15 protein-coding genes are annotated in these 14076 nt (G+C 61.6%); 3 read left to right on the plus strand and 12 right to left on the minus strand.

What is annotated here, in order from left to right; genetic code table 11:
• Positions 1-385: 385 nt before the first annotated feature.
• From EN850_RS21130 to EN850_RS37865, 9 genes are all read right to left on the minus strand, one after another.
• Complete coding sequence (locus EN850_RS21130) at positions 386-979, minus strand: lytic transglycosylase domain-containing protein (protein ID WP_245518380.1); 594 nt, start codon at positions 977-979, stop codon at positions 386-388.
• Positions 967-1230, minus strand: a complete 264-nt coding sequence (locus EN850_RS37185; protein WP_245478139.1) for a S26 family signal peptidase — start codon at positions 1228-1230, stop codon at positions 967-969. The genes EN850_RS21130 and EN850_RS37185 overlap by 13 nt, the downstream gene beginning before the upstream one ends.
• 278 nt (positions 1231-1508) lie before the next feature.
• Entirely contained in the window at positions 1509-1748 is a 240-nt protein-coding gene (locus tag EN850_RS21140; RefSeq protein WP_127309131.1) for a helix-turn-helix domain-containing protein, read from the minus strand.
• Positions 1749-1913: 165 nt separating this feature from the next.
• Positions 1914-2237: a DUF736 domain-containing protein gene (locus tag EN850_RS21145; RefSeq protein WP_127309130.1), complete on the minus strand. Its 324-nt coding sequence runs from the start codon at positions 2235-2237 to the stop codon at positions 1914-1916.
• Between the two features lie 531 nt (positions 2238-2768).
• On the minus strand, positions 2769-4499 hold the full coding sequence (locus EN850_RS21150; protein WP_127309129.1) for a ParB/RepB/Spo0J family partition protein: 1731 nt from the start codon (positions 4497-4499) through the stop codon (positions 2769-2771).
• 75 nt (positions 4500-4574) lie between these two features.
• On the minus strand, positions 4575-4994 hold the full coding sequence (locus EN850_RS21155; protein ID WP_127870809.1) for a DUF2958 domain-containing protein: 420 nt from the start codon (positions 4992-4994) through the stop codon (positions 4575-4577).
• Positions 4995-5125: 131 nt separating this feature from the next.
• On the minus strand, positions 5126-6091 hold the full coding sequence (locus EN850_RS21160) for a zincin-like metallopeptidase domain-containing protein (protein ID WP_127311954.1): 966 nt from the start codon (positions 6089-6091) through the stop codon (positions 5126-5128).
• Positions 6092-6767: 676 nt separating this feature from the next.
• Positions 6768-7322, minus strand: coding sequence for a peptidase C39 family protein (locus EN850_RS37190; protein WP_246693525.1), 555 nt, complete (start codon positions 7320-7322; stop codon positions 6768-6770).
• Between the two features lie 448 nt (positions 7323-7770).
• Entirely contained in the window at positions 7771-7950 is a 180-nt protein-coding gene (locus tag EN850_RS37865) for a lytic transglycosylase domain-containing protein (protein WP_348631116.1), read from the minus strand.
• A gap of 215 nt (positions 7951-8165) precedes the next feature.
• Here EN850_RS37865 and EN850_RS21175 point away from each other — a divergent pair, with 215 nt between their 5' ends.
• Positions 8166-8774 carry a peptidase M41 gene (locus EN850_RS21175; RefSeq protein ID WP_127310328.1) on the plus strand — a complete coding sequence of 203 codons (609 nt, stop codon included), beginning with the start codon at positions 8166-8168 and terminating at the stop codon, positions 8772-8774.
• Between the two features lie 42 nt (positions 8775-8816).
• Here the strand turns inward: EN850_RS21175 and EN850_RS21180 are convergent, their stop codons facing one another.
• Complete coding sequence (locus EN850_RS21180) at positions 8817-10031, minus strand: NERD domain-containing protein (protein WP_127310329.1); 1215 nt, start codon at positions 10029-10031, stop codon at positions 8817-8819.
• 206 nt (positions 10032-10237) lie between these two features.
• On the opposite strand from EN850_RS21180, the gene EN850_RS21185 reads away from it, so the two are divergent.
• Positions 10238-11479 carry a type IV toxin-antitoxin system AbiEi family antitoxin gene (locus tag EN850_RS21185; protein WP_127310330.1) on the plus strand — a complete coding sequence of 414 codons (1242 nt, stop codon included), beginning with the start codon at positions 10238-10240 and terminating at the stop codon, positions 11477-11479.
• The gene (locus tag EN850_RS21190; protein ID WP_127310331.1) at positions 11470-12333 is read left to right on the plus strand and encodes a nucleotidyl transferase AbiEii/AbiGii toxin family protein; all 864 of its coding nucleotides are present in this window, start codon (positions 11470-11472) and stop codon (positions 12331-12333) included. Before EN850_RS21185 ends, EN850_RS21190 begins: the two co-directional genes overlap by 10 nt.
• 166 nt (positions 12334-12499) lie before the next feature.
• On the opposite strand, the gene EN850_RS36845 is transcribed toward EN850_RS21190, so the two are convergent.
• Together EN850_RS36845 and EN850_RS36850 are read right to left on the minus strand one after the other, a co-directional pair.
• Positions 12500-13267, minus strand: coding sequence for a hypothetical protein (locus EN850_RS36845; protein WP_210235377.1), 768 nt, complete (start codon positions 13265-13267; stop codon positions 12500-12502).
• Positions 13268-13375: 108 nt separating this feature from the next.
• Positions 13376-13918: a hypothetical protein gene (locus EN850_RS36850; RefSeq protein WP_210212297.1), complete on the minus strand. Its 543-nt coding sequence runs from the start codon at positions 13916-13918 to the stop codon at positions 13376-13378.
• Between the last annotated feature and the right edge of the window lie 158 nt (positions 13919-14076).

Genomic DNA, 14076 nt, shown 5'->3' on the forward strand with positions numbered 1-14076 from the left:
CCTGGCCGGCATAGCGTTTGCCGGCCTTCGAGCCGCGCGACCCGATTTTGCCGAGCTTCGGCCTGAACTCGTCATCCTTAATGCGAGCCTCCCAGACATATCAAGCAAAATCAGACACTTACACGTCCAACCCTCTTGGCACCGGCGGCAGCCTCCCGGAAAAACGATGTGCAGACAAAGATTTAACCGCCTCCTGGAGGCGGTACCTTTATCTTGCCTTACGCCGACCCAATCCTCAGCCCCTTCCAGATCGAGAAATCAGCACCCCGCGCAGCCAGGAACGCCTAGCGCTTTCACTTCGCGCCCGGCACCGTCGATCCGATCCGTCCGGAACCGAGCGGCACCAGAATGTCGCCGTTCGGATTTCTGGCGGAAACGCCATCTCTCAAGAAAAACAGCGACCGTCCGGAAGGCGATTCGGAGTCTTCGCGGCCGGGGGATTGCCCCCGAACTGCTCCATGTCGGCGGCTGAAATCCCGGCCGCATCGAGCTTTTCCAGATAGCCGACCGTCTCGGTCGGCAACGGCCGTCCACGCTGCAAATGGTCGTCGTAGCGATCGGGTCCAGCATTGTAAGGCAGCGAACAGGCCGGGATATCCGAAGCGGTCATACATGGTGCGGAGATAGGCGGTTCCGGCAGAATGTTGTCGCGCGGGTCGTATGGGTCGAAGCCCAGACCGTGCTCGATCCGCATCTCCTCATAGGTTTTGGCCATCACCTGCATGAGGCCCATTGCGCCCGCGCGCGAGGTGATCGGGCGGCCATCGAGCATGGTTTTGCCACGACTTTCAGCATCGATGACAGCGTAGATCCAGGTCTGAGGAAGACGAAAGCGCCGGCTTGCTTCCGAGACGAACACCTGCCACTTTCGAAGCTGCGGACTATGGGAGATGGCGACCGGCTCAGCGCCGGTCGAGGCGGAACAGGCGCATGGGCCAATGGCGACCATGCCCAGCACCAGGAGGGTCATTCGGTCCATAGCGGCACGAGCCTCCCGATGATGTTTTTGGCCGGAACCGGCCCGAAATAGCGGCTGTCGAAGGAGCGTGGGGCCTCGCGATTGAGCAAAAAGAATTCGTTTTGCGAGAGCGCACGGCAGCCGCTCCACCAAGGCAATGCACGGCCCTGCGTATCGGTCGCCAGCCGGCTCGCGACGATCTCGCCGCCAATGATGATCGCCTCGTTGAAGGCACAGACATGCTCGCCGGGAAGAGCGACAAGGCGCTTCACCAACGGCACGCTGCGGGGAAGGTAGCCGCGTTCGGCGGCAAGGTCGGCGATGGATCGGGCGCGCGGACGAGGACCAGATCACCGCGTGCGGGGGCTCCTCCAGCGACACGGTAGAGCCCGACCGGCGCGCTGGTCGAGGCGTTCCAGACCAGCCAGGGCGATGGATTGGCGAGGCCCGTGACCGATCAGGCCCAGTCCGATTGCAGCGACAGCGATTGTCTTTCGTGCCCGAATGCGCCGCAGGCGAGAGCCGATCAAATGGATGGATGCCAGCGTCTTCATGAGCGGCCTCCATCCTTGGAGCCTGCTTCCTGCTGGCGCCCTTTCGACCACTCGTCGAGTTCGTCGATGTGGTAGCGGACATAGCGGCCGTGCTTGCGGAACTGCGGGCCGAGGCGCTGCGTGCGCATCTTTTCGAGGGTGCGCTGGGAGAGGCCGATATAGAAAGCTGCCTGCGCGGTGTTGAGGAACGGACTGCCCTTCTTGGCGCGGGCAGCGCGGTCGTTTTCGTCGTCCATGATGGTCCTCGTTTCGCCAACTGAAGATGACGGCGAGGATCGGCGAGCGAGGGCGTTTGCGGGACGGGCGAAGAGTCGGTTGGGAGTTTTCGCCGCCCCCTGGGCAGACGGTGCTGGGGTTGGAAGAAGCCCCCGCGCCGGCGGCGCGAGGGCTTCAGAGGCCGGTCAGTCGACCGGGTTCCAGATGATGGCGAAGCTGTCGTCGTCATCCTGGCCGGCGGCGCGACCGAGATTGGCGTAGAGCTTGCGGGGCCCAAACTCGGGTGCGGCAATCGACAGGCTGACATAGTCCTTGCCGGAGGCCTCGCCGATCCGGACCCAGCCGGCGCCCACCTCGACGCCCTGTGTCAGCACCCGGAAGTCGGGGTGATTTTCGGCGCTCTTGGCCTGGTTGGGGACGATGTCGATGTCGGCGCGGACGCTGAGTGTCCTGAGCTGGCCCTTGTAGCCGCCGTTATCCTGCTTGGTGACGTATCCGATCGCGGTCATGCTAGTCTCCTTTGGTGCTCGCCGGGGACCATTCCCCTGCGATGGCGGACCGTGATGGGCGCGTCCGGCCCGCCCGAACCCCCTTGGGCCGGAGCGTCAGCGGAGGATCCGAGCGGACGGCTTTTTTGAAGCGAAGCGGCGCGAGGAAGCCGCCGCAGGCGGCGGGGAAAAAAGTTGACGGCGAGGGTTTCGGGCGGGACGGATCCGCTCATAGGTCATCAAGCCAGCGGCAGGGGAATGGTCTTCGCAGAGCGCCTCAGGACAGGCCATATACGCGGTCGCTGCGACACCAAGTCGGTCAGGCGGTTAGCGAAATGCGGACGCTTCGACGCCGCGCCGGCGCCATCGTTCCGATCCGGTACGCGCCTAAAACGGACAAATCGACCTGTCTGCCAGCAGTCATTTCGCGGGGGACATGGCACCGGGAACGGAGATGCGCAGTGGTCTGCGAGGAGAAGCTCAGCGCCACTGCCTCCCGGCAGACGGCCGAGCGGCGGCAGCCCAATCGCTGCCGTCGCCACGCCCCAAGGATCATTCAGACACGAACAGGGACTGGACCTTCGACCACTGGTCCACAGTGCGAAAACCGCCGCGATCGGTGTAGCTCGCAACCGGGAATGTCATCCAGCGCGGCAGCCAATCGCCGACTTTCTGCCTGCCGTTTTCGCCTGCAAGGACGTCGCGCATGATCTTCTTTTGCGTCTTCACCTTCTCCGAAACATTGCCCTCAGCGACCTGTTTGCCGGCAATGTCGGCAAGCATGGCGTTCGCGACTTCGCGGTCGCGCAGCAGCTCGAAGAAGGCATCGTCCGGCTGCCAACAGCTGCGCATATCGACATTCAGATGATTGCCGAGCGCCTCGACGATGGCGCTGCCGGCGGCGAGCGTCTCGGCCATGACGATGGCCAGAACGCGCGCGACATCGTCATCGCCAAGCGTAAGCAACCGGGCGAACACGCTGGTAGTGGTAAAGTCCTCGCCGTTGCCGCCGGCGATGCTGGTGTCATCGTCAGCTTGCCCAAGCGGCGCCAAAACCTCGCGCCGCTTCTCGGCGAAGGCCGCTTCGGTCTTGCTTGCGGCGATGCTTGCCGCCACTGCCTCGTTGGCTGCGCGCTGCGCTTCAAGGCGAACCTGCCAGAGGCTCGAACCGGCAATGGCATGCGCCAGCATCAGGCGCAGGGCGACAGCCGGATGGTCCAACAATGTCGTGCGCGCAGCGGCGTGGCGATGCAGATCGACATAGTTCTGCATCGGCCCGCTGAGTTCGGGACGCGACGGCTTGGCAGGCGTTTCGACATCCTCGCCATCCTCGCCGCCGGAGCGGGCGCGGCAGGCTTCCTTGCGCGACAGGTAGCCTTCATGAAACTCGGCCGCGCCACGGTGCGAGACGGTGACAATGACCTTGCCGCCCTTCTTCTTCGGCGTCTTTTCATAGTCCCATGAGTGGAAATACTGCCCCGGTTCGAGCACGATCACTTCGAGCCAACCGGCTTCAATGTAGGCGCCGCGTCTGGCGGCAATCGCCTCGTTCTGCCTTTGCCAAAACAGGTCGGCATCGGCAAAATAGCTGTCCTCGCCGAATAGATCGGACACGACCAGTCCGCCATAATCCTCGATGGCGAACAGCGCCACCTTGGTCGAGATCGACTGGCCGCCGAACAGCCATTGCTTCAATTGCCAGCCGCGCGGCGCGCGCTGATCTGGATCCGCGTAGAGCGCCAGCCAGTCCTTTTGCTGTGCCTTCGAAGCCATGGTGAGATGGCGTACGGTCTCGGTGTCGATTTCCTCGCGGCGATAGGCTTCGCGAATCTTCGGCAGAAGATCGCCAAGCGCCAGGATGCGCCTCACCTGATGTTCGGTCAGTCCAAAGGTAGTGGCAATATCGGCGACACCGCGCCCTTCCTTGATCAACCGGGTGAAGGTCTCCCATTGCGAAACCTCGTCGGGGTCGAGCCGGGCGATGTTCTCGATCAGCGAGGCTTCGAGCGCGCCGGCATCGTCGCCATCTTCCATGATGGCGCATGGCAAGGGCTCCGTCTCACCGCGCTCGTCGGCGACGGTCTTTGCGGCAAAGTATCGCCGCCGCCCGGCGACGATCTCGAAGCTGCCGGGCGACCCGTTGGGCCGCACCAGAAGCGGCACGAGCACGCCGCGCGCCCTCACGGACGGCAGGATATCGGAGATATCCGGCGCTCGTCTGGAATGCCGCATGTTGGCGGCAGAGATATTCAAATGGTCGATTGCGACATGGGCAAGCTGCATGGTTCCGTCTCCTTTACACTGGTTGAAATCGCCCTGACCGCGAGGCCGCAGGCCGAGCGGCGGGCGGTTTTGCGCCTATCGGCGCGATCGTTCCGCCATGTCGGGCGGAAGTTCGGGAAGGGGGATCGAAAGGCCGGCGGCGGCCTGGCGCAAAAGCCGCTCGGCCTCGGTGATGTGGCCGGCAAGGCGCGCGGCTTCGGCATAAACCGAGAGCGGAAACCGCGCGTGAAAAAAGAGGTCGCGCTCGATGCCGAGACCAAGCGGCCCTTTCACGGCTTGAAGCTCGGCAAGGCTGACGCTGCCGAGTTCCGGGAAGCCGAAACCGAGATCGCAAAGGCCGAACAGCGTATCGCCATCGGCGTCGAGTTCGGTCAAAAGCCAGGTCGCGGCGCCGACCGGATTGAACAATTTCACGACCGGGACATGATCGGTTTCGGTATGGGCTGCACCATTGGCGAGCAGCCGGGCGCGCAGGTCTTGGGTTATCAGGATCATGGCGAAGCTCCTTCTCAGAACAGGTCGGGTTGATTGCGGGCGTTCGGCGGGAGGAAGGTTCACTGGACCTTCCGCTTGTCCGCCTCACCATCGAAGAGACCGATATCGATCGGCTTTTGCGTAGCGCGCGGTCATGCCGCGATCTCCCCAGAGTCTGCCGCGTCCGCTGCGTCGGCGCCGAAGGCGAGCAGGAAATTGGCGGCTTTCGAGGCAAGGCTGGCGGCGCGGAAAATGGCGCGGTTGTCCTCGCGCAGCACCGAGAGCCACGAAGCGATATAGTCGGCATGGCGCACGGTGGGCTCGATGCCAAGCGTGGAGCAGGTGAAGGCAGCTGTCAGCTCGGCCACCAGTTCCTCGCGGGCATAAGCCTTGGTGCCGAACGAGCCGGAGAAGTCGCGCGCAAGCCGGGTGGGATGCCCGGTCCAGTGGCCCAATTCATGCAGGGCCGTGCGGTAATAATTGATCTGATCAAGGAACGCGGGCTGCGGCGGCAGCTGGATGAAATCGCGAACCGGCATGTAGAAAGCGCGATCGCCACCTATGCGAATATCCGCGCCAGACGCACGAATGAGCGCCTCCGCCTGCGGGATGATCGCGCGCTCGGGCAGCGGCTCAGGCTGGCCGTAAAGGTGCTCGGGTAGGCCATCACACTGCGCGACATTGAAGATGGTGAAGCGCTTGAGGAAGGGAACCGCCCGAGGCTCGGCCTCTTCTTCTCTGGCGCGCTCCTTCTCGTCCTTCGGGATAAAGCGGTCGGCATGCACGATGGTCGTGCCGTGCTCGCCCTTCCTGACATTGCCGCCAAGCCAAAGCGCCTGCCAGAAGGTGAGCCAGTACTGGCCGGCATAGCCGCGCTCGATCACCGCGCCCCACAGGATCAGGATATTGATGCCGGAATAGCTGCGCCCGGTGACGGCATTCTTCGGCAGGCCAAGGGATGCCTTGGCCCTGCCCCAAGGCTTCACCCATGGCACGCAACCCCGCTCCAGATCGGCGATGATCCGATCTGTGATTTCCGTATAGAGGCTGGCCCTCGGCGGCTCGCCGCTCTTGGCTAGCACTTCTCCACGAGCACCGCGCTTGCCGGTTCTGCGCATGACTTGACCTCCGCTCGAAAATCTCGCTGCGCCCCTTCCCCGGAAGCGGGGTGGGCGGCGAAAAACGACCGGAAAGGCTCGCCGTCAGAGGCGGCCGGCATCCGCAGGACCGGAACGAAGTGGAGGACCCGGAGCGGGAAGCGGAGGGTTGCGGGGCGCCGCGGCGGGCCTAGAAGGGAGAGCCGCCCACACCGCGCCGCCGGGAAGGCCACCCCAAAAAGACAGCGTCGCCCGCAAGGGCGGCGACCGTCACAGCCCGCACGGGCTGCATGCGCCAGGGGGCGAAGCCGTATGGCCGAGACCGCCTGAGCCTGCCGAAGATGAGCGGGCTCGGTTCACGAGCACCCGGTGTGCGCCATTTGGCGCACAGGCACCCTGATGAGCCAGATGGCCTAGCGGTCAGGAGACCGACGTCGTTGAGCGAGGAGCTCGCAAGGATCGATTTCGAAGAGCCTCGTTGACGTAACAGTGCGAGCGTGCCGGTGCGCGGCGTGTCATGAGGTGTCTGGCCAGGTCGGGGCCTTACGCGGGACCGGTCCGAGCGAGGCCATGACGCCACCGCGGCCCGGAAACGTGATGCATGCAGCGATCGCTGGGTTCGCCGCATCGAGCGCCATGCTGGCTTGCAATATAACCTCGTGTCCGAAAGACCAGCGGCAGGGCCTGTTGATCTAACCTAGAGTAGGTTCGATTCCGATGAGCCGCTGTTTTCCAGACAGGCGGGTGCTAGTTGAGCCCTCCGCTTGCCCAATGCCAGGACCGCCCCGCGCCTTTCGCCTCCGTGGCTTATCCGCCCCAAGAAGTCTTTTATAGAGAAACGCTCCAGCCGCACGGGATCTGGTGTGTCTTGGTTCCAGGGGTCAAGGACGAGCACGCTTCTGACACCAATGTCGGCCAGGACCACCCAATGCAGCGCCAAGCTGCCATCGTCCTCGAGCTCCTTAACGAGGCATAAAAGTACATTGCCCCTCGCCATGTGTCGCCGCAGATCCTCTTCCCCAGGCAACGCCAACTTCATTTCGCCGCCGGCCTGCAGGAAATGCACTCGATCGCTCTCCACAACGGCGCGCATGATGAGCTTGTGCTCGACAGCCTCACACTCATCTTGCAGCAGTTCCAGCGCATCATACTGATAGATCGTGGTTTCGAGCCCCAGGCGCAAAGCGGCCAAGCCGAGGCCTTCAGGGCTGCACCCTGGCTGCCCCTTAACCCCGAGAAGTTGCGCTGCCATGAGCAGGCAGCTTGGTCCGCACGTGAAATCTGTGGTCTGTGGCCAGTAACTTCGCCGCCATCGCAATTCCTCCTGCCAGGCTACAAGTTCCCCAATCCTATCTGCCCGCGGGCTGGTGCGTTCCACCCCTGCCTTCCCGCCGGAGACAGAGACGGTGGGGGTCTGTTTTGCCTGCGCGGCGTAGCAATCATCACGATGGGGACCAGGATGACGTTCGCGCTCGTCTCTGATCTGAAACCGAGCATGGACCCGCTTCGGCTTGATCACTTACTGGACCCGCGCATGCCGCTGGAGCTGTGGCCGCACGCTCCCCCGATCCGCTGGATCGTCCCGATATAGGGATCGGGTATGGGGAGGTCTCTGGTTATCAGCGGCCCTCAGCCTCCTATTCAGCTCTTCCCACAATGCTTCCTGGTTGGTTCCATACTGCCAAAAAGGTCGGTTCTGCCTACGACCGAGGCCGACTGCCGCTGGTTGGAGGGCTGGCCGGTCGAGCTGTGGCCGCACGCTTGCCCGATTCGCTGGACCTTCGCGATATAGGGGCCCACGTCGCGGGCATGATCTGCATCAGGCTCATCGCCCCGGCCGAGGAGACCGCGCGCGGTTCTCCGGCGCTTTCCGCACGCATCACCGCCCTGATCGTTGCGATCGGAACGCCGAAGCGGCGTGACGCCTCGGCAATGTGATCGGCATAGGCATCGCGCGGTGAAGGGCGTGCGACTGGCGTGACCTGTGCTACCGAGATCGAGGGCGTGACGCTCGCGATGGCAAGGCCAGTAAGGAGAAGGAGAGCCCCTCCGTCGGGCCGCGGAAAGCAGCCCGGATCCGCTGAGGCGGCTCGAAATGGGGCATTATGTGGTGGCGCGGGCGATGGGTTTCCGTACTGGCGATGTTTCGATTGAGCTGACTGGGCCGTTCGACGGCCACCGTGGAATGGCCGCGATTGCACTTCCGGAGCAGACCGGCACGATCGAACTGCTGGCCAGTTACATCGCGCGACGCGTGGTCGTGCTTTACGCCGGCAGCGCCGCAGAAACACTTCCAGGCGGCGGCGCGCCGACGCGCGCCGTTGCCGTCGAGAGGGCGATTGAAATCATCCGCAATCCTGGCCAAGGCGCAGAGCAGGATCACGCGAAAGCCCGCGAGCTGATCCAGATCCTGAGAAATATCACGCGGGCCGGGACCGACGTCAGCGACGAAGGCACGACGCAATCCGAGCTTGATGAGTTAGATCGCCAATTGTTCGGTAGGGCAGTTGAACTCGTCGAACTGCACGCCGACACAATTGTCGGCCTGGCGGGCAACCTTGCTGATCGCATCCAGGTGATAAAGGAGCATGTGACGCTGGACGCTCCATATCTGGAAGGGCTGCCTGCCGTGCAGAATATATCAGTGGTTGAACCGATCCCGATTGGCGACACGACCAAAGCCGACCCTATAGGCCAAGATTGATCCAGGCTCTAGCGACATAAATGTAACGGGAGCCTCGGCCCGTCAGCCAGGCGGGTTAAGGCCGAACCGAAGCCTCGGAAACTCCCCGCGCTCGATGGCAACCGTGAACACCTGATTGAGCGCGCTAATAAAGGCCGCTTCATCAGCGAGGTGATGAGTGTAGGAATGCAGCTCGGGATAATCCAACACGAAGCACGGAACGGCTGTCTCGTTGAACAAGCCGAGGACAGCTGGGCTGTAGACTGAATATTCGGAATTGAACAGCTCCTTGACAACAATCAAGCCAACGAGATCACGATCGCCCAAGTCGATCTCGTGATAGCTCTTGCCCGTTCTGAATTTTAGTGGAACGCATGATCGGGCGTAGCCGATTGAACCACGCATCTGGTCGACAGCTTTTTTGAGATGTCCGACGACCGTAGACTTCTTTCGGCCGATCGAGCGAAGCAAGACCTTCTCCGTATTAGGGCTGTCCTTGGCTTGGACGAGGAAGACCGTGTTCGGCGTGATCAGCAAGACGTCCAGGAATTCTTTTCCATCATCGTGGCGAATCGGGTTCAGGTAGATATCGTCGCTCTGGAAGATGCGTTGCATCGCATAGACGATATCAAGCTCATTGAAGTGCCCGGCATCCTCGCGTTCCAGCATCGTGTGCATCGGCGTCTTTGCGCCGTGATATGCGTTCACGTCCGGCCGAACGTCTTGGATGTACATGTCATCGGGGAACAGCGGTTCGCCGAAGCAGATTGCATAGGCCTCGTCATCGTCTTTGGCGGTCCGGAGCCCGAACCACTCGGGCAGTTGGTCATGGATATCGCGAGCTAGCTCGACCGAGAACGGAGCAAAGGCCATCGCGCTCATGCTTGCTTTAAATCGTGCGGCCTCATCGTTCGTCGCGCTGTATCCAAGCAGTTCTCGATTATGCTCATCGAACATGTGCACGCTCAGTTTATCCGAGGCAAAAAACTCCTGAATCTCGGCCGTGAATTCATCATCAAAGAGCGCTGTCCATAGAGTGAGCGGCTCATCGGCATCATCGAAGAATGCAGATACCATTCCGCATGATTTCCGGCCGTTGGCCATCAACGGCGCAACATAGATGCGAAAGCCGCGATTTAGCTTGGCGGCGAGAATCCACTCCTTTGGGCATTTGATGATCAAGCGCAAAGCGCTCTCGCCTGGAATGCGTATTGGGAACAGCCCACCGGGAAAGTTCACAAGACCGCCAAGTAATTCCGGATGAGTGATGGTAAGCACGTGGTTTCTCAAATTTGCGCGACGCGGTTCCGAGTTTACTGCGCTCGAATTTGACGGTTGTTCATCGCGAACACAATTGCCTCGTGCGATGGTGGTGCTTACGCGCCGCCGAATTTCCAGACCGGGATGCCGAGCTTCCTGGCCTTATCGGCAAGGTTGTCGTTGACGCCCGTGCCGTGAAGTGCATCACGCGCTTGGAACGCTGAATGCCGAGCAGGTCCGACTGGCTCGAAGCGCAGCGGATTTCACTAATACACCATGCTTCACTACAAAGTGAAATAGCAGATTGCGGTGAAATCAGTTGCCAATTTCACCAAACTAGGCTATTTCATTTCACAATGAAAACCTATGAACGAGTGAAAGAGATCGAAAGCCAAGTCGCTGACGCATTGCGTCAGCAGCTGGAACGGATTCCCTCGCTCAAAATCCAGTCCATCGACCAAGAATGGGACCTGCGAACCGGCCCCAATATGCCGATGGCCGGCGCTGACATTCTTGCCCGTGTCAAAATGGCGGATCGCGTCATCACGCTGATGTGCGAGGTGAAAGAGCCGGGATACCCGCGGCAGGTCCGAGGCGCGATCGATCAGCTTTATGCCTGTATGGCGCGGTATCAGACTCTGGCGCATTCCGACGTCGTCGTTCCTCTGGTCGCCGCGTCATGGCTCTCTCCCGAGTCGCGCAACATCTGCGCGAATGCGAGGATGGGCTGGCTCGACCTTGCCGGCAACTGCCGGATCGCTTTCGACAACGTCTTTATCGAGCGGGAGACAGCCGACAAACCGAAGCCGGCGGCGCGAAACTTTCGCGCCGTCTTCTCACCGAAGGCGGGGCAGGTCCTGCGTACGCTTTTGCGCGATCCCAAAAGGCCCTGGAAGGTGGCCGACCTCGCCGAAGCAGCGGATGTCAGCCTCGGCCATGCCAGCAATGTGCGGTCGGCGCTGCGCGACAGGGAATGGGCCGCAGTGGATGACGAAGGCCTTCACCTGACCGCGCCGGACGCTATGCTGGATGCCTGGCGCGATTCCTACGAGCCGGTTCGAGGCAAGCGTTCGTCCTGGTACACTATCCTTCACGGGCGCCAGTTGGACGAAGCGCTTCGCGAAACGTTGAGCCGGCGCGAGACGGACGGACATGCCATGCTTGGCGGTCTTTCAGCAGCACAGTGGCTTGCGCCTTATATGCGCGGCAACTTGACGACTCTCTATGCCGACACGGCGGCCATGCCGGAACTGATCGAGGCGCTCAAGTTGAAGCCATCGAAGAGCGGCGCCAATGTCGAAGTGATAGAACCGGATGATCCAGCCATCCTGAAGGAGCGCGTCGAGGTTCCCGGCGGACCGCCAGTCTCGTCCCCGATCCTTACCTATCTTGACCTCTCGCATCTCGACGACCGTGGGCGTGAGGCCGCCGAACATCTAAGAGAAAAGTTGCTCAAATGGCATTAGCGCCCGATCCACAATCCGCCGCCGACTATACCGACCGCGTCAGCGCTGCGGTCAAATCCGCGCTTATGGAGATCGGACAGATCCTTGGCAGTTTCGAGGGCAAGTTCGCTGTTGTCGGTGGAGCCGTACCGTGGCTGCTTCTGGAGGCCGACGACATGCAGCATGTGGGCACGATCGACATTGATCTGACGCTGGATGCGGAGGCGCTTGGCGATGGCGAATATGTTCGGCTGGTCGAGGCCCTCATAGGCAATGGCTATTCGCAGAGCGCGGAGCACCGACGGTTCCAGCTTGTTCGCACGATTGAAGTGGCCGACGGTGGGCCACCCGTCGACGTGATCGTCGACTTCCTGATGCCGCGTGACGCTGAGATCGAGAAGAACATTCCCCCTCTCCTATCGGAATTTGCAGTGCAACGCGCGTCCGGTGCGGAACTGGCCGTGCGCTTTCACCAACTGACGGCGATTGAAGGCACGATGCCGGGCGGCGGACATAACCGGGTGAAGATTGCCGTTGCCTCCATCCCGGCGCTGCTGGCGATGAAAGGCCAGGCACTGATGCGGCGCCAGAAGCGCAAGGATGCCTACGACGTTTATTACTGCATCCGCAATTACGAAGGCGGTCCCGAGGCGCTCGCTGAGGTCTGTCGCCCACTGCTTGACATCAAGGATGCGCGTGAGGGCTATCTGGGGATCGCGGAGAAGTTCGCGAAAGAGGATATGATAGGACCGGTGTGGGTGCGCCAGTTTGTGGAAGGAACGCCGCATATCGGTGATCGCACGCCAGCGCAGTGGCAAACAGATGCCTTCGGACAGGTGCATGCCTGGATGGCGGCGCTCGGGCTGGCTGACTAGGTGTGGCCTTCCGATCCGCTTCCGGACACCGATAATCGACGGTTCCTGTCGTAACGGGAACGCCTGCTTATCGAAAGTCGCATGTCTTCATCTTGATCTTGCGGATGGGTCACAAGGGTCGACAACGTCTCGTGACCAGAAATTTTTAAGCGGCGGCTCTCGTGGATCATGCCTCAGGGCTATCCATTCTCGAGTCGCGGGCGGCATTGTTGAGGAAATCATCCAGCGAGGGCGCCGTCTTATCGGAACTGGTAATCAGGGTCTGCGACCACAGGATCGAAGCTTCGTAGACAGAACTGCAGATCCATTCACCGCCCTGTCTGAACCAATGGGTCGCCTCGGGCAGGAGATCGACGGAGACCGGGTGGCGCGCAAAGGGGTTGTGGAAGACTTCCATCTCCGCCGTCCATGGCTCGTAGCCATGCGGCCAGAGCCCGCGATAGTCGGCACTCGTGATGTCGAGACAAAATGGAATACCCTTCAATGCGCCGGGTGTTCGGTCGAAGAAATTGCCGATGCGGGTGTAGCGATGACCGGCAGGCGCGCCACCGCCAGAGATGGCCACGCGATTGAGTTTGGCCATCGAGCAGGCATTCGTGAAAATCACAGCGGATAGCTCGGCATGCTCATCGTTGGCGAACAATCCCGCGGGAAATCGCGCGGGTCCCAGCAAATGTTCGGCCGGCATCGGCACAGCCTGCGGCCGGCCGTCGACCTCCGCGACCGTCGCTCCCGAACCAAGCAGGTAGCCGATCAAGCCTTCGCGGCTCCACATCATCGAGCCGGATGCCTGGAAGTCGGCAACGGCCAGGATGAACGGCTTGCCGTTGGCATGTGGAAGCTGGTCGTACCGCCGTGCAAGTTTGTTGCCGATCGTTTTGGCGAAGCGCAACGCCGCCGCGCCGAAGAAGACTTCCTCGCGATTGGTCGGCATGTCCGCAAAGGCGGCGTTGACGTGATTGTACGGCACAGCAGGATTGGCCGTAACTGCCTCCACCATGCTTCACCGCCAAGCCGGTTCTCAATGCGGAAATCCGGCGATTCAAAGGGCTGCTCGACAAGCAGACCCTGCTCGCGAAGACGCGAGAAGCTGCGCTTCCCACAGCCGGGTATGGAAGTTGGTTGTCTGGCAATCGCTCACCCAATTGCGGTCGGGTCTCGGCAGCGCAAGATACAGCTGGTTCAACGCCCAGGCCGCCGGTTGATGGGTTTCCATCCCCAACATCCAAAACACCTCGCTTGGCTCGCGGCCGGCGAGATCGAAAAGTGGCGCTTGCATAGGGACGCCGGGCGGCAATGGCTCAAGCGCCAACCCGTCGGCAAGCTCGGGCTCAAGGGCCGTGGCTGCCGCGTCTATCGTGGCGAATCCATCGGCGCGCTTGGTAACCGTCCAAACGGAATCCACTCGCCGTCGCATGACGATGACGTGGAATGAATCGCTCTCGGGGTTATGCGTGACAATGCCACATCCATTTCCGTCATTTGAGCCCCATGCCGCGACCGGTGGCTCCTCGCCAAAGGCATGCCCGCGCGGCAACGCTAGCGCATAGAAATCAAATTCCCACTGCGGGATTTTGCGCCTCACCACTCCCTGTCACGGACGCCCAGCTGCAGAGCGCCAGCTTCACATCGATTGGCGGGGGCGCGTCAACAATACAGGCCCCTCAAGACTGTTTTCCGCGACCCAGACAAACTCGCAAGCACGCATATTCGAACAATAACTGCCGGTGACGCAGAACGAAG

Source organism: Mesorhizobium sp. M8A.F.Ca.ET.207.01.1.1 (genome assembly GCF_004794715.1).
Lineage (GTDB): Bacteria > Pseudomonadota > Alphaproteobacteria > Rhizobiales > Rhizobiaceae > Mesorhizobium.

What these genes read in the sequence shown, in the direction of transcription:
- EN850_RS21130 (WP_245518380.1), bottom strand. Translation starts at nt 979, where the DNA reads ATGGACCGAATGACCCTCCTGGTGCTGGGCATGGTCGCCATTGGCCCA.
- EN850_RS21140 (WP_127309131.1), bottom strand. Translation starts at nt 1,748, where the DNA reads ATGGACGACGAAAACGACCGCGCTGCCCGCGCCAAGAAGGGCAGTCCG.
- EN850_RS21145 (WP_127309130.1), bottom strand. Translation starts at nt 2,237, where the DNA reads ATGACCGCGATCGGATACGTCACCAAGCAGGATAACGGCGGCTACAAG.
- EN850_RS21150 (WP_127309129.1), bottom strand. Translation starts at nt 4,499, where the DNA reads ATGCAGCTTGCCCATGTCGCAATCGACCATTTGAATATCTCTGCCGCC.
- EN850_RS21155 (WP_127870809.1), bottom strand. Translation starts at nt 4,994, where the DNA reads ATGATCCTGATAACCCAAGACCTGCGCGCCCGGCTGCTCGCCAATGGT.
- EN850_RS21160 (WP_127311954.1), bottom strand. Translation starts at nt 6,091, where the DNA reads ATGCGCAGAACCGGCAAGCGCGGTGCTCGTGGAGAAGTGCTAGCCAAG.
- EN850_RS37190 (WP_246693525.1), bottom strand. Translation starts at nt 7,322, where the DNA reads ATGGCAGCGCAACTTCTCGGGGTTAAGGGGCAGCCAGGGTGCAGCCCT.
- EN850_RS37865 (WP_348631116.1), bottom strand. Translation starts at nt 7,950, where the DNA reads ATGCGTGCGGAAAGCGCCGGAGAACCGCGCGCGGTCTCCTCGGCCGGG.
- EN850_RS21175 (WP_127310328.1), top strand. Translation starts at nt 8,166, where the DNA reads ATGGGGCATTATGTGGTGGCGCGGGCGATGGGTTTCCGTACTGGCGAT.
- EN850_RS21185 (WP_127310330.1), top strand. Translation starts at nt 10,238, where the DNA reads ATGCCGAGCAGGTCCGACTGGCTCGAAGCGCAGCGGATTTCACTAATA.
- EN850_RS21190 (WP_127310331.1), top strand. Translation starts at nt 11,470, where the DNA reads ATGGCATTAGCGCCCGATCCACAATCCGCCGCCGACTATACCGACCGC.
- EN850_RS36845 (WP_210235377.1), bottom strand. Translation starts at nt 13,267, where the DNA reads ATGCCGACCAATCGCGAGGAAGTCTTCTTCGGCGCGGCGGCGTTGCGC.